Raw genomic sequence first — 18,339 nt, forward strand, 5'->3', positions numbered from 1 at the left:
CAAGTCATGGGATGATTGGGCCGATCGCGCTCGACTCACGGAGAGGTAATGACTCAGTCCGGCCATCCCGCCGAAGCCGACTCCCCGCCCGCAACCCCACCCGCACCCGGACGACTCGCCTCCCCCCGGCCCGCCCCAGCAGCGCAGCTGAGCAGCAAGCGGCGGGCCGGACTGCTGCTCACCCTCATCCTCGGCAGCTGCACGGCGTTGACCCCGCTGTCCATGGACATGTACCTGCCCGCGCTGCCCGAGGTCGGCGACGACCTCCACACCGGCGCCGCCACCGTCCAGCTCAGCCTCACCGCCTGCCTGCTGGGCCTGAGCCTCGGCCAGCTCGTCGTCGGCCCCATGAGCGACCAACTCGGCCGCCGCCGCCCGCTGCTGGCCGGCATGGCCTGCTACGTCCTCGCCTCCATCGCCTGCGCCCTGGCCCCCACCGCCGGCACGTTCATCGCCTTCCGCCTCGTCCAGGGCCTGTCCGGCGCCGCCGGCGTCGTCATCGCCCGCGCCGTCGTCCGCGACCTCTTCGACGGCCTGGCCATGGCCCGCTTCTTCTCCAACCTCCTGCTCATCTCCGGCGCCGCGCCCATCCTCGCCCCCGTCGTCGGCGGCCAGCTCATGCGCTTCACCGACTGGCGCGGCATCTTCCTCGTCCTGGCCGTGGCCGGCGCGCTGCTCGCCCTGGTCGCGGCCCGCTGGCTGCCCGAGACCCTGCCGGCCGAACGCCGCGACGCCGGCGGCCTGCCCACCGCCCTGCGCGCGATGGGGCGGCTCTTCGCCGACCGCGTCTTCGCCGGCTACCTGCTGGCGGGCGGCCTCACCTTCGCCGGGCTGTTCGCGTACGTCGCGGCATCGCCCTTCGTCGTGCAGGAGATCTACGGCGCCTCCCCGCAGACCTTCAGCCTCATCTTCATGGCCAACTCCGTCGCGCTGGTCGGCATGAGCCAGGTCAACGGCAAGATACTGGTGGGCCGGGTCTCCCTCAACCGCGTCATGGCCGTCGGCTTCGTCCTGCTGACGCTGGCCTCGGCCGCGCTGCTGGTGATGACCTCCGGCGTCCTCGGCCGGCCCGGCCTGGTGCCGGTGGCGGCCGGGCTCTTCGTGCTGATGGGCTCGATGCCGCTGGTGATGCCCAACGCCAACTCCCAGGGCATGATGCGCACGCCCCACGCGGCGGGCTCGGCGGCGGCGTTGCTGGGCGCCTCGCAGTTCTTCGTCGGCGCGGTGGCCTCGCCGCTGGTCGGGGTCGCCGGGGAGGACACGGCGGTGCCGATGGCCCTCGTGCAGCTCACGGCCGTGCTGCTGGCGACGGCGGCGTTCCTCGGCCTGTGCCGCCCGTGGCGGCCCCTGCCACCCCGCCCGACGTCCTGGGCGCGGTCCCCGCGCCCCTGACCCCTGGGGGCTCCGCCCCCCAGACCCGCCCGCCGGGGGCCCCGGGGCCGGAGTCCCGGCCGCCCGAGGGCGTTGGCCGACAGTCAGGCCGGCGAGGGTGGTTCCTAGACTGAGCCGGGTGACCACCTCTGTTCTGCGGGACGCGCTCGACGCGCTGCTCGACGGGCTGCCGCCCCGGCAGGCGTCGGCGGCCGTCGAGCGGCTGATCGCCGGCTACCGGAGCGGCGGGCCCGCCCCCGCGCTGCGCGACCGCGCCGACGCGGTGGCGTACGCCGCGTACCGGATGCCCGCCACCCACGCCGCCGTGTCCGGCGCCCTCGCCCGGCTGGCCGAGCGCCGCCCGGGCTGGCGGCCCGCCGTCCACGTCGACGCCGGGGCCGGGACCGGCGCCGCCGCCTGGGCCGCGGCGGAGGCGTGGCCCGGCGAACGCCGCACCCTGCTGCTGGACCGGGCCCGGCCCGCCCTGGAGCTGGGCCGCGAGCTGGCCGCCCACGCGCCCGAGCCCGCGCTGCGGGCGGCCGAGTGGCGGCGCGGAACCCTCGGCGCGGCCGGCGTCGAGCTGCCGCCCGCGGACCTCGTCACCGCGTGCTACGTGCTGGGGGAGCTGGACGAGGCGCGCCGCGAGGCGCTGACCGGGGCGGCGGCCCGCGCGGTGCGCCCGGGCGGCGCGGTGGTGCTCGTCGAGCCCGGCACCCCCGACGGCTACCTGCGCGTCCGCGCCGCCCGTGACCGCCTGACCGCCGCCGGGCTGCGGGTCCTGGCGCCGTGCCCGCACAGCGAGCGGTGCCCCATCGAGGTCGGCGCCGACTGGTGCCACTTCGCGACCCGCGTGGGCCGCTCCGCCCTGCACCGCCGGGTGAAGGGCGGCACGCTGGCGTACGAGGACGAGAAGTTCAGCTACGTGGCCGCCGTGCGGCCGCCCGCCGCCGCCCCCGCGCCCGCGCCGCCGCCGTCCGCGCGGGTGGTGCGCCACCCGCAGGTCCGCAAGGGCCAGGTGCTGCTCGACCTGTGCGCGCCGGAGGGGGAGCTGCGGCGCGTCACGGTCACCAAGCGGCAGGGCGCGGCCTACCGCGCCGCCCGCGCCACGGCTTGGGGCGACGAGTGGGCGGAGCCCTGACCCGGGGGCGCCGCCCACACCCGGCACCCAACCCGGCGGCAGGGCCGCCGTCAGCAGGGGCGGAGCCCCGTGGACGGGGGTGGGCGGAGGGACCCGTGTGCTCCCCCGTGCTTCTGTGTGCCGGTGTGCTCCGATTACCCATCCGGGATCGCCGCGGTGCAGGATGGGCGGAATAAACGCCGCGCCCGGTGCGCTGCGGTGAGCGGGACGGAAGTGAGGCGGTAGGCGGCTGATGAAACGCGAGAGCAGGATTCCCCGCTGGTTGCGCCGAGGCGCCAAGGGCGCGGCGGCGGGTGCCGCCGCGGCGCAGGCCCGCGAGGAGCTGCTGCTCACCGCCGCCAGGGCCGGGTTCCCCATGGCGCCCGCCGCCCATCCGCACGACTACCGATGCTCCTGCGAGCGCATCGGCTGCCCGAACCCCGCCCGCCACCCCGTCTCGCTGGCCTGGCAGACGCAGGCCACCACCGACCCCGAGCAGCTCCTGCGCTGGCTGCGCGCCGACCCGGAGGCGAACTTCATCACCGCCACCGGCCGCGCCCACGACGTGCTGGACGTGCCCCTGACCGCCGGGTACGCCGCGCTGGAACGCCTGGCCGCCGAGAGCACCGAGCCCGGCCCGGTCGCGATCGCCGACCCCGACCGGATGCTCTTCTTCACCGCCACCCGCGGCACCCCGGACGACGAGGACGAGTGGTGGCCGTGCGTGCTCGACTGCCACCCCGAGACCATGGACGAGCACCCCGGGCTGCGCTGGCACTGCCGCGGCAGCTATGTGCTGCTGCCGCCCTCCCGCGTGCTGGGCGAGGGCCTCACCGAGGGCGGCGTGCGCTGGCAGCTCGGGCCCGAGCAGCCGCTGCCCGAGCCGCTGTCACTGCTGCCCGCCCTCACCGACGCCTGCGCCGCCGAGGCTGCCGCCCAGGCCGCGGCCTGGGACGGCGAGCGCGACGAGCACCACCACGCGGCGGGCCGGCCGGCGTACTGACGCGACCGCACCGACCGGAGAGGGCTACTCGCCCTGGGCGGAGACGACGCCGCTGACGCGGTGCGCGATCACGACCTCCCCGTCGCCCTCGGGCACGAACGCCGAAAGCATCGTGATCCACTCCCGCGTCACCGAGGTCTCGGCCGTGCCCTCCATCAGCTCCTCGACCTCCGGGTCCACCGACGGCGTGAAGCCCGGCGCCACCGTCTGACGGTCGAAGAAGCGGGAGGTGAACGCCACGAACGCCCCGCCGTCCGCCGTCCTGACCGCCACCGGCGCCATCTGCGGCTCGGCGGCGGGATCGACGGCCTCGTCCTGGTAGTTCATCTCGTACTCGGGGTTGCTGTTCTCCTGCTCGCGGTTCTCCAGCACCCCGGTGGTGTGGGACCCGGCGGCGAACGGCCCTTCCTCATCCGTCAGGTACGCCGTGTACGCCGCGCTCAGCTCCTTCGGAGAGGCCGCCAGGCCCGGGTACTCCTGGCCCACCGGCATGTCCTCCAGGTAGCCGTCCTCGTCCTCGGCGAACTCCGGCATCTCCGCCTCGGGCAGCACCGTCAGGTAGGTGGCGTACCACTCCTCCTCGACGCTGTTGCGCGTGAAGGTCAGCAGCCAGCGGTCCGGGCCGAACTCGGGCACGGCGTCCACCATGAAGAACTTCGGCCAGCCCTGCTGCTGCGGGATGTGGAACTCCGGGTCCGACAGCTCCATCGGCCGGAAGTCCGGGTTGCCGTCCGGGTTCAGGCCCCGCAACGCCCGCAGCGACGCGTGGTCGATGGCGCCCATCGGGCCGCGCTCGATCCGCTCGTTGACGTCCGGGGCGTAGTCGCGATTGGCCTCGTTGCTCAGCTCGACCCACCGGTCGAGCGCCCGCTGGGCCTCGTCCTTCGTGGTGGCCGGCACGATCGCGGTCTCGCCGTGCACCGTGACGCAGCTCGCCAGCGACGCCACCATGGCCAGGGCCCCGATCAGCCCGGCCACTCGTGCTCGCACCCGCATCGCGCGCCCTCCCCTTGAACTTCCATCCGTTGACGTGAGGCCCACGCATCGTACCGGGACGTGCGATGATGCCCGCCATGGCGGGGAGGGTGAACGACGACGGCTTCGGCGAGGCGCTGGCGCGGCTGCGCCAGGCGCAGAAGACCGCCAAGGGCGTGTCCCTTTACTCCCGTTACGTCAACCGGCCGCTGGGCCGGGTGCTGGCCGCCGCCGCCTACCGGGCGGGGCTCTCGCCGAACCACGTCACCGGTCTCAGCGCGGCGTTCAGCTTCGCGGGGATCGCCGCCGTCGCGCTGGCGCGGCCCTCGTGGGCGCTGGGCGTGGCCGTCTACGCCGCGCTCGTGCTCGGCTTCGCGCTGGACTCGGCCGACGGCCAGCTCGCGCGGCTGCGCGGGGCCTCGAGCCCGGCGGGGGAGTGGCTGGACCACGTCGTGGACTGCGCCAAGATCACGGCGATGCACGCCGCCGTGCTGGTCTCCTTCCACCGCTTCGGCGACGACGCCGGCGAGGGCTGGCTGCTGGTGCCGCTGTGCTTCCAGCTCGCCGCCGTGCTGATCTTCTTCGGAGGGCTGCTCACCGACAAGCTCAAGTCCCCCGCCGCACGGGCGGGTTCGGCCGCGCCGCCCTCGCGGCTGCGGGCGTTCGCGCTGCTGCCGGTGGACTACGGCGTGCTGTGCGTGGTCTTCCTGCTGCTGGGAAGCCAGGACGCCTTCCGCGCCGGGTACGCCGCCCTGTGCGCGGCCTACGTGCTGTTCTGCGTGGCGTTCCTGGTGAAGTGGTTCCGCGAGCTGGCGGCTCCCGCGCCCCCGGCCGCGCCCCCGGCCTCCAGCGCGTCGAGCACGCCGCGCAGCTGAGTGCTGGAGGTGTGCACCGTGTACGGGAAGTACACGATCTCCACGCCCACCGTGCCGAAGTCCCGCTCCAGCCTCTCGCCCTTCGAGGTGCCCCGCCAGTCGTCGCCCTTGAACAGGACGTCGAACCGCACCTGCTGCCAGGTGTCGAGCTTGTCCGGCACCGTCTCCACGAAGGCGGCGTCCACGAAGCGGATGCTGCGGACGATCTCCAGCCGCTCCACCAGCGGGATCACCGGCGGCCGCCCCTTGGCCAGCTCGGCCATCTCGTCGGAGACCACGCCCGCCACCAGGTAGTCGCAGTGGCTCCTGGCATGCCGGAGGATGTTGAGGTGCCCGACGTGGAACAGGTCGTAGACCCCGGGTGCGTAGCCGACCCGGTGACCGACACGGTGACCGACTCTATGACCGGGTCTGTGACCCGCCTTTTGATCCACAGCGTCCCCCCACGAAAATGACCCCCGGCGCGGCGTTCGATTCTCCCGAGGATAGCCCCAACCACCTCAATACCGCTCACAGACTGTGCGGCTCGGCGGATAGGCTGGATACTTGCCGCTGTCGGGGGAGGCAGCCCAGGGGGAAGACCAGGGGAGGGAGTGGGACATGAGCATCCCAGTCACCGTTTCCGCCACCGGCCAGGCCGCCCCGCCGGCCACCGGTGAGCGGCTGTTGCTCGTCTCCACCAACTACGCGCCCGAGCAGGCCGGGATAGGCCCCTACGCCACCCAGATCGCCGAGCACTGGGCCACCGCCCGCGACGCCGAGGTCCACGTGCTGGCCGGGATGCCGCACTACCCGGCCTGGCGGCTGGACCCCGGCTACCGGGGCGTGTGGCGGACCGTGGACGCCCACCGCGGGGTCTTCGTCCACCGCCGCCGCCACTCCGTGCCCCCGCGCCAGAGCGCCGCCCGCCGCGCGGCGTACGAGGCGTCCATCCTCCTGGGCGGCCTCCTCGCGCCGCCCCGCATCGGCCGCCCGGACGTGGTCCTCGCCCAGGTGCCCAGCCTCGCCGGGGGCGTCCTCGCCGCGCGCCTCGCCCGGCGGTACGGCGTGCCGTACGTGCCGATCGTCCAGGACCTGATGGGCGCGGCGGCCGAGCAGAGCGGCATACGCGGCGGCGGCCGCGCCGCCGGGGCCGCGGCCGCCGTGGAGGGGCGGACGCTGCGCCAGGCCACGCTGGTGGGCATCATCCACGACAGCTTCCGCGACCGCGTCCGGGCCCTCGGCGTTCCCGGGGACCGCATCCGCCTGGTCCCCAACTGGTCCCACATCGCCGGCCCCTCGCGCCCGCCCGCCCGCATCCGCGCCCGCCTCGGCTGGCCCGAGGGGCGCACCGTGCTGCTGCACGCCGGGAACATGGGCCTCAAGCAGGGCCTCGAGGTGCTGATCGGCACCGCGCGCGTCGCGCCCTGGCTGCACGTGGTGCTGATGGGCGACGGCAGCCAGCGGGAGCGGCTGGCGGGCCTGGCGGCCGGGCTGCCCAACGTGGAGATCCGGCAGCCCGCCCCCGCCGAGGACTTCCCCGACGTGCTCGCCGCCGCCGACGTCCTCGTCGTCACCCAGCGCGCCACCGTCCTCGACATGAGCGTGCCCTCCAAGCTCACCTCGTACTTCGCCGCCGGACGCCCCGTCATCGCCTCGGTCGCCCTCGACGGCGGCACCGCCGAGGAGATACGCCGCTCCGGCGCCGGCTGGGTCGTGCCGCCCGAGGACCCGGAGGCGCTGGCCGCCGCCGCCCGCGAGGCCGCCGACGACCCGGCCACCGCCGACGCCATAGGCGCCAGGGGCGCCGACTACGCGCGCAGCCACCTCTCGCCCGCCGCCGGGCTGGCGCGCATCGAGGCCATGGTGGACGAGGCGCTCGCGATGAGCGGGACGGGCCGCACGACCCGCACCGCGGGCCGCCGTGAGGCGGCGAGCCCGGCGAGCCCGGGCGCACCGGTCGCTGGGGAGCAGGGACCGGCATGAGGGCCGACGCGACCGGCCGGGAAGCCGCGCAGCGCGACAGCGCCCCACCGCAGCCCAGCCCGTACGACGAGCCCGACCTGCTGCGCGACCAGTTCCGCCAGCTCCTGCGCTACCGGCTGCTCATCGTCTGCGGCATCCTCCTCGGCCTCGCCGGCGGCGGATACCTCGGCCTCGCCGCCGACGACACCTACATCGCCACCAGCGAGGTCACCGTCCGGCAGCCCACCGCCGACCCGTTCGAGGACGAGCCGGTCGACCAGGTCGCCATCGGCTCCGAACGCCGCACCGCCGCCAGCGACACCGTGGCCCAGCGCGCGGCCGAGCTGCTCGGCGACCCGGACGAGGCGCCGGCGCTCAAGGGCGGCCTGTCCGTCACCAACCCGCCCAACACCGAGGTGCTGCGCTTCGCGTACTCCGCCTCCGACCCCGACGCCGCCGCCGAGCGCGCCAACGCCTTCGCCGAGGCGTACCTCGCCAACCGCCAGGCCGACGCCGACGAGACCATCGGGCACTCCGTGGACTCCCTGGAGAGCCAGCGCGAGCCGCTGCTCGACCGCCGCGACGACATCCAGGCCGAGCTCGACGCCCTCTTCGAGGGAAGCGGCGCCTACGAGAGCGCCCTCGCCGACCTGTCCACCGTCACCGGCCAGATCTCCGAGATCAACGCCAGCATCTCCAGCCTCCAGTCGCTGGACACCACCGGCGGCCGGATCATCACCGAGGCCACCCCGCCCGGCAGCCCCGCCGGCCCCGGGCTGCCGCTGCTGCTCGGCCTCGGCTACGTCGTCGGCATCGGCCTCGGCCTGCTCGCCGCCTGGGTGCGGCTGGTGTTCGACCCCACGGTCCGCTCGCCGGGCGACGTGACGCGTGCGCTGCGCGCGCCCGTCCTCGGCGTGCTGCCCCGCACCGGGCGCGACCACCCCGAGCAGCTGCTGGCCGAGGGGCGGCTGGCGGAGGAGTACCGTTCCGTCGCGTTCCGCCTCGCCTACGACGAGGCGTTCGCGCAGCGCCGCAGGCTGCTGGTGGTCGCGCCGCGCGGCAGTATCGAGACGCCGCTGGCCGCCGCCGTCAACCTCACCGCCGCCTTCGCCGAGATGGGCATGGACGCCCTCCTCGTCGAGGCCGACCTGCGCACCCCCACCCTCATCGAGCAACTCCGCCACGCCGACGGCGTACGCCCCGGCTGGGCCGCGACGCCCGACGGCGACGGGGGGCGCGGCGGCTGGCCCGCCGGGCTGCGCGTGCCCATCGACGCCGGCGAGTCCGGCATCTTCGACCTCGTGCCGGGCCTGAAGGTGCGCAACGTGCCCCGCGCCCTGACCTCCCCTGCCGCCACCCACCTCATCAGCCACGCCGACACCAAGGGCGCGGTCGTCGTGGTCCTCGCCCCCGCCGTGCTGTCGTACGCCGACGCCATCGCGCTGACCGACCGCGTCGACGGCGTCCTCGTCGTCTGCGACCCCAGCCAGGTGCGGCGCGAGGACCTGGCCCGGGTGCGGGAGCTGGTCGTCGGCGCGGGCGGGCTGCTGCTCGGCGCCGTGCTGCACTCCTGGGGCGCCGGGGCCGACGGCGGCGGCCGGGGCGCCGGCCCCACCACCCAGGTCACGCCCGCGGCGGACCGCCTCCCGGCGACGCGCCGGCCGGCCCCGGCCCCGGCGACCCGCCACGAGCCCCTGGTGGACAACTCCGAGACCATGGGCCTGCGCATCCTCGACACCGCCGAACTCGACGAGCCGCCGCGCACCGCCCGGTAAGCGATGGGCAGACGACTCACCGGTGCTGCCGTCTCGGCCGCCGACCAGGGCGTTGCGGCGCTGACCAACATCGCGGTGGTCGTGGTCGCGGCCCGCCAGTCCTCCGCCGCCGACTTCGCCGACTTCGCCGTCGTCTACACGGTCTTCGCGCTGCTGCTCGGGGCGTTCACGGCGTACGTCGGGCAGGCCCTGGTGCTGCGGCGCGGCGAGGCGGCGGACCTGCACGGGCACTGCCGCTCCTCCGTGGCGTTCACGCTCCTCGCCTCCGCCGCGCTGGGGGCGCTGCTGGCCGTCACCACGCCGCTCGCGCCCGAGTTCGGCGCGCTGGGCGCGGCGCTGCCGGTGCTGCTCACCCAGGACGCGCTGCGGTACGCCTTCTCGCTGCTGGGCCGCCCGCACCTGGCGCTCGCCATGGACCTGCTGCGGCTGGCGGCGGCCGTGCCCGCGCTGGCCGCGCAGCCCGACGGGGCCGGGTCGGCGCGGATGGTGCTGGCCTGGGGCCTGTCGGCGCTGCCCGCGCTGCTGCTCGGCGCGGGGACGCTGGTGGGCGTGACGCGCGGCGCGGGGCGCCCGGAGCCCCGGGCGCTGCTGGAGCGGAGCCACCTCGGGCGGCGTTTCGTCGTCGAGTTCGGCGTCGGCAACGCCGCCTCGCAGGCCGCCATCGCGGGCCTGGGCCTGCTGGCCAACCCGCTCGCCGTGGGCGCGCTGCGCGGCGCCACCACCCTCTTCGGGCCGCTGAACGTGCTGTTCAACGCCGCCACCGGCTTCGGCCCGCCGCTGCTGAACCGGATGACCGGCCCGCACAGCCCCGCCCGCAAGGCGCGGCAGGCGGGCGCGGCCGGGCTGGCGCTGGCCGCCCTGGCCGCGGCGTGGGCGCTGGTGCTGTCGGTGCTGCCCGACGCCGCCGGGCGCGCGCTCCTCGGCGACACCTGGCGTTCGGCCGCGGAGCTGCTGCCCGCCACCGGCAGCCAGTACGCCGCCATGGCGGTGGGCACGTGCGGCCTGCTGGCGCTGCGGGTGCTGACGCCGCGGGCGACGCTCGGCGTGCAGCTGGTGTTCTCGGCGCTGTCGGTGGCCTGCCTGCTGGGTGGCTACGCGCTGGGCGGCATCACGGGGGCGGCGTGGGGCCTGGCCCTCGGCTCGGCGGCGAAGGCGGCGGCGAGCTGGACGCGCGTGGCGTTCGAGGTGCGCGTCTCCTACACGCTGCGCGACCGAGCGAGGGATTGACGAGGGCCGACGTGTGAGGAGTCTCGCCGGCCGTCGCGGCCTGACGCCGATCGTCGATGGCCTTCATAGCCGCCGGACGCGCAGCACACAGGTCAGCATCGGGAGGGTGAACTCGCCGTCGGCGGTCTCCGGCCGACTCGCGAGGTAGGCGCGGATGCGGCCCAGCGTGGCCTCGCGTTCCCGTCCCGGCATGACCAGCATCCCCGCCCTCGTCGCGAGGGTCGCGACGAGGGCGTCGGCGGTGCGACGCTGCCCGTGCGGGAACTCGGCCTGTTCCGGCGAGCCGAACCGGGCCGCGCCCGTCTTGGGAAGGTGCATGCCGGCCGTCTCCGTACGCCAACTGGTGGGCACGTCACGCGGGCCGACGGCCGCGCTCCCGCTGACCCGCGCGAGCCCGGCCACCCAGCCGACCCGGTCGTCCATGACGTTCCACAGACCGGCCAGGATGCCGGCGGGTGTGAGGACCCTGGCGATCTCGGGTCCCGCGACGGCCATGTCGAACCAGTGCATGGCGTTGCCGGCCAGCACGGCGTCGATGGAGCCGTCCGGCAGCGGGATCGCCTCGGCGCTGCCCGGCAGGGCACGGACAGCCGGCAGCGCGCGGCGCAGCTCTGTCAGCATCGCCGGGTCGGGCTCGACCGCGACGACGTCCGCGCCCATCGCGACAAGCGTGGCGGTGAGCTTGCCGGTTCCGGCGCCCAGGTCGAGCACTCGCGGGCCGGGTGCGGACTCAAGGGCCCAGCGCACCGCGGCCTGCGCGTAGTCCGGGCGGTGCTCGGCGTATGCGGCCGCCGCCGCACCGAACGACGATCGGTGAAGGAGCCGGTCATCCTGGTCCACGCGAGCACCGTAGCCGTGCCGCCACCCGGCAAGGCAAGGCTCAGTCCACCAGCTCCCACGAGATCGACTCGAGGAGAGTGAAACTCCGGCCCCGTCCGGTCCGCACGGCCCCGACCAGCAGTCCGATCAACCCGACCATGAGGTACCCCGCCCACAGCCACAGCAGCAATCCCGCCAGGCCTGCTCCCGCGGACGCGGAGAGCCCCGCATACCCGCAATAGGCGACAAGCATCGAGCAGAGCGCGGTGAGGGCGAAGTTCAGGACCGCCGTGGCGTGCCTCTGGAGCCATCGATCCCTGGTTCCCCTCAGGACGGTGAACGGGACGACCCACGCCAGGAACAGCCCGATCACCGTGAACGAGAGCAGCGCCGTTCCCAGATACACCCACCTGGCGCCATCCCGGCTCACCTCATCCTCGACTCCCACGACCCTCTCCTCCCATGCCACTGTGCGCGTACGGCGGTTGGCCGTGGCACAGTCCTACCGGCCCGGGCCGGGGAGGGTTCCCGGAAGCTCACTCGTCAAGACAGCCGCGACCGGCCGCCCTCCCGGAAGGTGGTGACCAACGCCAGGCACAGCAGCGCGATGCCGATGCGGCCGGAGGCCTGGAGCAGCGAGCCGCGCAGCAGGATGAAGCTGTAGCCCGCCAGCACGGGCACCACCACCGCCAGCACGTTGCCGGGCGAGGGGTCGTCCACCGTCCGCTGCACGTACCGGCGGTCGGTGCGGGCCGCGAGGTAGCCCACCGCCAGGAACCCGGCCGTCATCCCCAGCGGCCCGAAGTCCAGCCACAGCTCGGCCCACAGCGGCGAGGAGAGGTTGGGGCTGTCGGTGCCCATCCACTCGCCGATCACGAACCCCGTGTCCTCCGCCTTGCCCTCCCAGGCCGCGCGCGGCACGAAGAACAGCGCCGCGCCCGCCAGCTGCTCGCCGTAGGTGTGGCCGTTGCCGTCACCGGCGTACGTGATGGTGTTGGCGAACATGTTGACCTGGTCGTAGTCCTTGACGACCAGGGGCTCCAGCAGCGACCCCGTCTCCACCGGCCGCTGCCCCTGCTCGTCGTAGCGGAACCGGTCGGAGAAGGGGAAGATCAGCAGCGCGATCACCACGCCCATCGCGAGGGCCGCCCGGTACATCACGGGGCTGCGCGGGAAGAGGGTGAACAGCAGCGCGAACAGCACCGTCAGGAACCAGTAGCGCGGGTTGGCGACGGGGTTGTTGACGATCGCGTTGATCACCAGCAGCCCAGCCCAGGGCAGCAGCACCTCCGGGCGGCGCCGCGCGCGGCGGGAGGTCACCAGCCAGCGCGTCAGGAACAGCATCGACAGCAGCGCCGGCACCGTCCCGAAGCCGCGCAGCAGCGCGTTGCCCGCCTCGCCCGACTCCGCGCCCGTCGCCGAGCTCAGGCTGGTCGAGAGGCCCTCGCGGCTGGTGAAGAACACCCCGACGCCGCCGACGCGGAGGATGAGGTACGCGCTGGCCGCGTAGGAGAGGGCGACCAGCAGGTACAGGCGCGTCCGGTGGACGGTCGCCGCCGGGCGGCGCCGGCTGCGCAGGCTCGGCCGGTGCCGCGCCAGCAGCGCGCCGACGTCGAAGGCGGCCATGCCGCACAGCACGAGCGCGGTGGCCAGCTCGGTGTCCGAGCGGGGGCCCAGCACGGGTGTCGGGTCGCGGCCCAGCACGCTCTGCGCCAGCGGCGCGATGCCCATGGCCAGGTAGCCGAAGAGCCAGAACGCCCCCTGCACCAGCCGCCGCCGCCCCGACAGGACCATGGCGCACAGCCGCACCCCGGCGTAGCAGGCCACCACGAGCTGGAGCCAGAAGGTGGTGTCGCGCGTGCCCTCGCCCGGCTGCGCCGCCACGAAGAGGGGCAACGCCCCCACCACGCCGCCGATCAGCGGCAGCGACAGCGGCAGCGAGACGGGCGGCCGCGAGGGCCGCACCCCCCACGTGCCGCGCCGCGCCGCCTCGGTGCTCACTGCCGTTTCAGCTCGCCCTCGCCGTCGCCGGATGCAAAGTAGTCGGATTCGAAGAAGTAGGACATCGTGAAGGCATCAATGGCCGTCAGCGTGATCTCGGTGTTGATGCAGTCACCGGAGGTGGCCTGCTCGTACACCACGATCACCTCCGCGCTCTCCTGCTCGAGACGCCAGGTCGCGGTGCACTCCAGCGACGGGTACCGCACCGACGCCACGGTCTCGCCGACCTCGCCGCCGGTGTAGTCCACCTCCACGGTTTCGATGACGATGTCGTCCTGGGTGTACGTGCCCGCCCAGTCGCCCTCGAAGTAGCCCTCCTCGCCCGGCTCCTTGGCCTCCTCGGCCGGGGTCTCCTCCTCGGTGGAGGGCTGGTCCCCGGCCGTCGGCTCGTCGTCTGTGGCCTGCCCGTCATCCTGGGTCGGCTGGGCGGGCTGGGAGGACTCCCCGCCGTTCGCGGTGTCGCCGGTGTCGCCGCTGTCGCTGTCGCCGCCGAGGAGGGAGACCGCCGAGACCAGCGCGATGCCCGCCACCAGCGCGCCCGCCACGGCGGCGATGACGAGGGAGCGGCCCCGGCCCCGGCTCGGGGGGCCGACGGGACCCTGCGGCTGCGTCACGTATCCGGTCGGCGGCGGGGTGTGGTACCCGGGCGGCGGGGTGTGGTAGCCGGGCGGCGGGGGCGGCGTGGCGTATCCGGGCTGCGGCGTGGTGGCGGCGGTCATGGTCGGCACGGCGGGGACGGGGGCGGCGGGAACGGCAGGGGCCGCGGGCGCGGGCTGGGCGAGCTGCGTGGCTTCCGGCCCCTCGAGGTCGAGCAGCGCCGCCGCATCCCGGGCGAGACGGTCGGTCAGCTCCGGCGGCAGCCACGGCCCGCTGCCGCCATGGCCGACCGCGAGCCGTGCGATGTCCGCCAGGGCGGGCCGGTCGCCCGCCTCCTTCGCCAGGCAGCTCGCCACCAGCTCGCGCAGCGGGCCCGCCAGGCGGCCCAGCTCGGGCGGCTCGGCGACGACCCGGTACATCATGGCGTGCACGGCGCTGTCCTCGGTGTCGAACGGGCCGGACCCGTTCGCGGCGAACGCCAGCACCGCGCCGAAGCTGAAGATGTCGCTGGAGGCGTCGAGGCGCTCGCCCCGGACCTGTTCGGGCGACATGAAGCCGGGCGAGCCGATCACCGCGCCGGTGCGGGTGACGACGCTGGCGTCGGCGGCGCGGGCGATGCCGAAGTCGATGACCTTCGGGCCGTCGACGGTGACCATCACGTTCGACGGCTTCAGGTCGCGGTGCACCAGCCCGCTGCCGTGGATGGCCGTCAACGCCTGAGCCAGCCCGTCCGCCAGCCGCCACAGCGTGGACTCCGGCAGGGCACCGTACAGCTCGTCCACGACCCGCTGCAGCGGTGGCCCCGCCACGTAGCCGGTGGCCACCCACGGGATCTCCCCCGTGGTGTCGGCGTCGAGCACGGGAGCCGTCCACTGCCCGCCCACCCGTACCGCGGCGGCCACCTCGCGCTCGAAGCGGCGCCGGAACTCCGGCTCGGCCGCGAACTGCGGGTGGATGAGCTTGACCGCCACCATGCGGCCCTGCGCGGAACGCCCGAGAAAGACGCGGCCCATGCCGCCCGAACCCAGCGCCCGCAGGAGGCGGTACTGGCCGAGCGTCTGCGGATCTCCCTGGCCCAGTGGTTTCACGGTGTACCCCGTTCCCCCGATCATCGGTCATTGTGCAGGCCCAGTATGGGGGATGTGGCGGGGTCCTCCGTCCGGCCCGGCACGCCGTGACGCATCCGTGACGACGCACGTCAGCCGGTAACAGAACATGTCCGCCGCGTCCGGGTCCGCGCTCCACTCCGGCACCCGTGCGAAGTCCACGCCACCCACGCGGGCCTCTCAGGCCGTCCTCCCCTCCCGCCACAGGCTACTGTTGACGGCCATGGCGGGACTGGGAAACGACCAGCGGCGGCACTGGGAGGAGACCTACGCCGCGCACCCCTGGATGTACGGCGGCGAGCCCTCCGCGCCCGCGCGGCACGCGGCCGGGGCGTTCCGGGCGGCGGGCGCACGGCAGGTGCTGGAGCTGGGCGCCGGGCACGGGCGGGACACCCTGCACCTCGCCCGCTCCGGGTGCACCGTGACCGCGACCGACTTCAGCGCGGTCGGGCTTGAACAGCTGCGGCGCGACGCCGGCGCCGAGGGGCTGTCGGACCACGTGCGCACCGTCGTCCACGACGTGCGCCGGCCGCTGCCGCTGCCGGACGGCTCGGTGGACGGCGCGTACGCCCACATGCTGCTGTGCATGGCGCTGTCCACCAAGGAGATCCACGGCCTGGTCGCCGAGGTCCGCCGCGTGCTGCGGCCGGGCGGCGTCTTCGTCTACACCGTCCGCCACACCGGCGACGCCCACTACGGCACCGGCACCGCCCACGGCGACGACGTCTACGAACACGGCGGCTTCGCCGTCCACTTCTTCCCGCGCGCGCTCGTCGACGAGCTGGCCGAGGGCTGGGAGCTGCGCGAGGTGCGCCCCTTCGAGGAGGGGGAGCTGCCGCGCCGCCTGTGGCGGGTGACGCAGGCGCTGCCCGGCACCGGTCCGCCGACCGGCCCCGGGCAGCGCACCGCCTCGCTCAGATCGTGATGGTCGTGCCGTCGAAGCGGCTGAGGGTGAAGTGGGCGTCCTCCAGGGTGGTGTCGGTGACCTCGCGGAGGATGGCGCTGGCGATCTCCTCGCCCAGCCGCACCGCCTCCGAGTAGTCCGTGCGCCAGTGGACGCCGCCCATGCTGCGGCCGATGGCGACGTTGGCGGCCAGCTGGTTCAGCTCGCCGCCGACGGTGAGCCGGCCGGCGTCCTCGCCCTCGTACGGCACACGGCGCGTGCCGTCCTCGGAGGGGACCACCGGGTCGGCGACCGGGTGGGACTCGTCGAACCACGCCTTGAAGCGCGTGAAGGTCGAACCCGCCCCCCGCCTGCGGGTTGACCAGCTTCAGGGCGCCGCCCATCGGTATCCGCTCGAAGTCGTCGAACTCGCCGGTGGTCGCCGCCCGCCGCAGCCTGCGGTGGGCGTCCGGGACGACCTCGCACTCACTCGTTGTGCGGCAGGCCCTTGGAGTAGTTGGCGATGAAGGGGTAGTCGGTCTCCTCCCCGTTGCTGACGTGGCGGGCGATGTGACGCGCGAACTCGGCCTCAGCGGCACGCACCCGCACGAGATTTCGTGGCTTCGCTAGGGTGATCCCGTGAAGGTGCTGCACGTGGTGACGCTGCATACGCCCACCCACGCGTTCGGGGGTCCGACGCGGGTGGCGCTCAACCTCTGCCGGGGGCTGCGCGAGCGCGGTGACCGCGCCGTGGTCGCCGCGCTGGGGGACGACTTCGACGGAGAGCTCCCCAGGTGGGTCGAGGGCGTTCCGGTGCGGCTGTTCCGGGCCCGGCACGTGGCGCCCCGCTTCGAGGTCAGCGGCATCACCTCGGGCGCGCTGCTGGCGCGGGCGTGGGCATACGCCCGCTCGGCGGACGTCGTCCACGTGCACCTGATGCGGGACCTCGTCACGCTGCCCTTCGCGCTGCTGACCCTCGCCGCCGGGACGCCGCTGGTGCTCCAGACCCACGGCATGGTGGACCCGACCGACAAGCCCGTCGCGCGGCTCGTGGACCGGCTCGGCGTCAGGCGCGTGCTGCGCGAGGCCGACGCCGTGCTGCACCTGACGGACCGCGAGCGGGAGGAGACCGCGGCCGTCGTGGCGCCCCGGCCGACGGCCCCGGCGTTCCGGCTGGTCAACGGCGTACGCGCGCAGCGGCACCGCCGCGAGCCGGACGCCGCCGAGCCGCCGCGCGTGCTGTACCTGGCGCGGGTGCAGGCCGGGAAGCGCCCCGAGGACTTCGTCGGCGCCATGCCCGCCGTGCTGGAGAAGGAGCCGCGCACCCGCTTCGTGATCGCCGGTCCCGACACCGGCGCCCTGGCCGGGACCCTGGCCCTGGCCGAACGCCTGGGCGTGCGCGGCTCGCTGGACCACCTGGGCGCGCTCGACCCACCCGAGGCCATGGCCGAGCTGCGGCGGGCCAGCGCGCTGGTGGTGCCCTCGGTGCAGGACGCGTTCTCCATGGCCGTGCTGGAGGCGATGTCGGTCGGCACCCCCGTGGTCGTGACCCGCACCACCGGCCTGGCGCCCGACGTCGAACGCGCCGGCGCCGGCCGCGTCGTGACCGGGGGCGCGGACGACATTGCCCGCGCCGTGCTGGAGCTGCTCGACCCGGCCGCCAACGACGCCGCCTCCCGGGCCGCCTTCGGCCTCGTCCGGGAGCGCTTCACCCTCGACTCGGTGGTCGACACCCTCCAGGACGTCTACGCCGGGGTCGTCACTCGCGCCCGGCCGACCCCGCCTCCCGCGCCTCCCGCCCCTCCCGCGCCTTGAGCCCGATCTGCCAGCGGTAGAAGCTCATCGCCAGGGCGTAGTCGAGCCCGGCGCGGCCGTCGAGGAAGCCGCACCGGCAGACGTAGGCGTAGGCGAAGGACAGCAGCGGCTTCAGCGGCGCGCGGTGGAAGAGCCGGCCCTGCCGGGTCTTGGCGGTGCGGATCCGCTCGCGCACCTCCGGCCGGCCCTCCAGCCACGCCTCCCAGTCCGAGTACCGGTTGTGCCGCTCGAACCACGTCCGCACCGGGTCCAGGTCGCGGTGCTCGATCGGCGTGCGCAGCCGGAACACCGGGTCGGCCAGCGGCTGGTAGTGGCCCTCCTGCTCGCCCATGCCGGGCGCGTCGAGGTCGTCGGGCTCGGGGAAGCGGACGCGGGTGCGGTCCACCAGCGCCCGCTTGACGATGGTGTGGCCGTGCCGCAGCCGACGCCCGGCGAACCAGTACCCCAGCGGGATGTCGAAGGCGGCGGGCCGCACGCGGCGGCCGTCGAGGAAGATGCGGCACAGCTCGGCGAGGAGCGCCCCCGACGCCGTCTCGTCGCCGTCGAGGAAGAGCACCCAGTCGGTCTCGGTGCGGACGTTCTCCAGGCACCACTGCTTCTTCTTCGGGTACCGGCCGTCCCACTCGTACGGCACCACCTCGGCGCCCGCCGCCTTCGCCAGTAGCCGGGTGTCGTCGGTGCTGTCGGAGTCGACCACGACCACGGCCGTGACGTGGTCGATGACCGACCGCACCGCGCCGGTGATGTTCGCCGCCTCGTTCCGGGTCGGGATGATGACGACGATCGGGAGTCTTGGCACCCGTTCACCTCTCTTCTCTTCTGTCGACGGAC

Annotated in this window: 17 protein-coding genes; 9 read left to right on the forward strand and 8 right to left on the reverse strand. The window is 74.7% G+C overall.

Annotated features, from left to right (window positions below):
• The first annotated feature begins 48 nt into the window (after nt 1–48).
• The 3 genes from ACTWQH_RS15270 to ACTWQH_RS15280 all read left to right on the forward strand — a co-directional run bounded on the left by ACTWQH_RS15270 (nt 49) and on the right by ACTWQH_RS15280 (nt 3,491).
• A complete protein-coding gene (locus tag ACTWQH_RS15270; protein ID WP_443287072.1) occupies nt 49–1,392 on the forward strand; it encodes a multidrug effflux MFS transporter in 1,344 nt (447 codons plus the stop codon).
• Between the two features lie 118 nt (nt 1,393–1,510).
• Nucleotides 1,511–2,509 (forward strand): small ribosomal subunit Rsm22 family protein, encoded by a 999-nt coding sequence (locus ACTWQH_RS15275; RefSeq protein ID WP_443287073.1) that lies wholly within the window; start codon nt 1,511–1,513, stop codon nt 2,507–2,509.
• 232 nt (nt 2,510–2,741) lie between these two features.
• Nucleotides 2,742–3,491 carry a bifunctional DNA primase/polymerase gene (locus ACTWQH_RS15280; RefSeq protein WP_443287074.1) on the forward strand — a complete coding sequence of 250 codons (750 nt, stop codon included), beginning with the start codon at nt 2,742–2,744 and terminating at the stop codon, nt 3,489–3,491.
• 24 nt (nt 3,492–3,515) lie between these two features.
• Here the strand turns inward: ACTWQH_RS15280 and ACTWQH_RS15285 are convergent, their stop codons facing one another.
• Nucleotides 3,516–4,487 carry a hypothetical protein gene (locus ACTWQH_RS15285; RefSeq protein WP_443287075.1) on the reverse strand — a complete coding sequence of 324 codons (972 nt, stop codon included), beginning with the start codon at nt 4,485–4,487 and terminating at the stop codon, nt 3,516–3,518.
• Between the two features lie 77 nt (nt 4,488–4,564).
• On the opposite strand from ACTWQH_RS15285, the gene ACTWQH_RS15290 reads away from it, so the two are divergent.
• The gene (locus ACTWQH_RS15290; protein ID WP_443287076.1) at nt 4,565–5,341 is read left to right on the forward strand and encodes a CDP-alcohol phosphatidyltransferase family protein; all 777 of its coding nucleotides are present in this window, start codon (nt 4,565–4,567) and stop codon (nt 5,339–5,341) included.
• On the opposite strand, the gene ACTWQH_RS15295 is transcribed toward ACTWQH_RS15290, so the two are convergent.
• Nucleotides 5,230–5,775, reverse strand: a complete 546-nt coding sequence (locus tag ACTWQH_RS15295) for an adenylyltransferase/cytidyltransferase family protein (RefSeq protein WP_443287077.1) — start codon at nt 5,773–5,775, stop codon at nt 5,230–5,232. The two genes, ACTWQH_RS15290 and ACTWQH_RS15295, sit on opposite strands and share 112 nt — an antisense overlap.
• A 166-nt stretch (nt 5,776–5,941) precedes the next feature.
• On the opposite strand from ACTWQH_RS15295, the gene ACTWQH_RS15300 reads away from it, so the two are divergent.
• Genes ACTWQH_RS15300 through ACTWQH_RS15310 form a run of 3 tightly spaced genes read left to right on the forward strand, consistent with a single transcriptional unit; the run spans nt 5,942 to nt 10,287 of the window.
• Nucleotides 5,942–7,306: a glycosyltransferase gene (locus tag ACTWQH_RS15300; RefSeq protein ID WP_443287078.1), complete on the forward strand. Its 1,365-nt coding sequence runs from the start codon at nt 5,942–5,944 to the stop codon at nt 7,304–7,306.
• Complete coding sequence (locus tag ACTWQH_RS15305; RefSeq protein WP_443287079.1) at nt 7,303–9,060, forward strand: lipopolysaccharide biosynthesis protein; 1,758 nt, start codon at nt 7,303–7,305, stop codon at nt 9,058–9,060. Before ACTWQH_RS15300 ends, ACTWQH_RS15305 begins: the two co-directional genes overlap by 4 nt.
• A 3-nt stretch (nt 9,061–9,063) precedes the next feature.
• Nucleotides 9,064–10,287 (forward strand): hypothetical protein, encoded by a 1,224-nt coding sequence (locus ACTWQH_RS15310; RefSeq protein ID WP_443287080.1) that lies wholly within the window; start codon nt 9,064–9,066, stop codon nt 10,285–10,287.
• 63 nt (nt 10,288–10,350) lie between these two features.
• On the opposite strand, the gene ACTWQH_RS15315 is transcribed toward ACTWQH_RS15310, so the two are convergent.
• The 4 genes from ACTWQH_RS15315 to ACTWQH_RS15330 form a co-directional block, all read right to left on the reverse strand.
• The gene (locus ACTWQH_RS15315) at nt 10,351–11,127 is read right to left on the reverse strand and encodes a class I SAM-dependent methyltransferase (protein ID WP_443287081.1); all 777 of its coding nucleotides are present in this window, start codon (nt 11,125–11,127) and stop codon (nt 10,351–10,353) included.
• A 40-nt stretch (nt 11,128–11,167) separates the two neighbouring features.
• Nucleotides 11,168–11,554 carry a hypothetical protein gene (locus tag ACTWQH_RS15320; protein ID WP_443287082.1) on the reverse strand — a complete coding sequence of 129 codons (387 nt, stop codon included), beginning with the start codon at nt 11,552–11,554 and terminating at the stop codon, nt 11,168–11,170.
• A 95-nt stretch (nt 11,555–11,649) separates the two neighbouring features.
• Nucleotides 11,650–13,107 (reverse strand): O-antigen polymerase, encoded by a 1,458-nt coding sequence (locus ACTWQH_RS15325; RefSeq protein ID WP_443287083.1) that lies wholly within the window; start codon nt 13,105–13,107, stop codon nt 11,650–11,652.
• On the reverse strand, nt 13,104–14,792 hold the full coding sequence (locus tag ACTWQH_RS15330; protein WP_443287084.1) for a serine/threonine-protein kinase: 1,689 nt from the start codon (nt 14,790–14,792) through the stop codon (nt 13,104–13,106). The genes ACTWQH_RS15325 and ACTWQH_RS15330 overlap by 4 nt, the downstream gene beginning before the upstream one ends.
• Before the next feature lie 241 nt (nt 14,793–15,033).
• Between ACTWQH_RS15330 and ACTWQH_RS15335 the strand changes: the two genes are divergently transcribed.
• A complete protein-coding gene (locus ACTWQH_RS15335; RefSeq protein WP_443287085.1) occupies nt 15,034–15,735 on the forward strand; it encodes a class I SAM-dependent methyltransferase in 702 nt (233 codons plus the stop codon).
• Here ACTWQH_RS15335 and ACTWQH_RS15340 read toward each other — a convergent pair.
• Nucleotides 15,725–15,964, reverse strand: coding sequence for a hypothetical protein (locus ACTWQH_RS15340; RefSeq protein WP_443287086.1), 240 nt, complete (start codon nt 15,962–15,964; stop codon nt 15,725–15,727). The two genes, ACTWQH_RS15335 and ACTWQH_RS15340, sit on opposite strands and share 11 nt — an antisense overlap.
• A gap of 368 nt (nt 15,965–16,332) precedes the next feature.
• On the opposite strand from ACTWQH_RS15340, the gene ACTWQH_RS15345 reads away from it, so the two are divergent.
• The gene (locus ACTWQH_RS15345; RefSeq protein ID WP_443287087.1) at nt 16,333–17,508 is read left to right on the forward strand and encodes a glycosyltransferase; all 1,176 of its coding nucleotides are present in this window, start codon (nt 16,333–16,335) and stop codon (nt 17,506–17,508) included.
• On the opposite strand, the gene ACTWQH_RS15350 is transcribed toward ACTWQH_RS15345, so the two are convergent.
• Complete coding sequence (locus ACTWQH_RS15350) at nt 17,453–18,307, reverse strand: glycosyltransferase family 2 protein (RefSeq protein WP_443287088.1); 855 nt, start codon at nt 18,305–18,307, stop codon at nt 17,453–17,455. The two genes, ACTWQH_RS15345 and ACTWQH_RS15350, sit on opposite strands and share 56 nt — an antisense overlap.
• Nucleotides 18,308–18,339: the final 32 nt, after the last annotated feature.

The organism is Streptomyces sp. 6N223 (assembly GCF_052246635.1).
In the GTDB taxonomy this organism is placed as follows: domain Bacteria; phylum Actinomycetota; class Actinomycetes; order Streptomycetales; family Streptomycetaceae; genus Streptomyces.

Excerpts from the sequence above, each read along its gene's own strand:
- ACTWQH_RS15290 (WP_443287076.1), top strand. The coding sequence starts at position 4,565 with ATGGCGGGGAGGGTGAACGACGACGGCTTCGGCGAGGCGCTGGCGCGG.
- ACTWQH_RS15335 (WP_443287085.1), top strand. The coding sequence starts at position 15,034 with ATGGCGGGACTGGGAAACGACCAGCGGCGGCACTGGGAGGAGACCTAC.
- ACTWQH_RS15310 (WP_443287080.1), top strand. The coding sequence starts at position 9,064 with ATGGGCAGACGACTCACCGGTGCTGCCGTCTCGGCCGCCGACCAGGGC.
- ACTWQH_RS15300 (WP_443287078.1), top strand. The coding sequence starts at position 5,942 with ATGAGCATCCCAGTCACCGTTTCCGCCACCGGCCAGGCCGCCCCGCCG.
- ACTWQH_RS15280 (WP_443287074.1), top strand. The coding sequence starts at position 2,742 with ATGAAACGCGAGAGCAGGATTCCCCGCTGGTTGCGCCGAGGCGCCAAG.
- ACTWQH_RS15285 (WP_443287075.1), bottom strand. The coding sequence starts at position 4,487 with ATGCGGGTGCGAGCACGAGTGGCCGGGCTGATCGGGGCCCTGGCCATG.
- ACTWQH_RS15305 (WP_443287079.1), top strand. The coding sequence starts at position 7,303 with ATGAGGGCCGACGCGACCGGCCGGGAAGCCGCGCAGCGCGACAGCGCC.
- ACTWQH_RS15270 (WP_443287072.1), top strand. The coding sequence starts at position 49 with ATGACTCAGTCCGGCCATCCCGCCGAAGCCGACTCCCCGCCCGCAACC.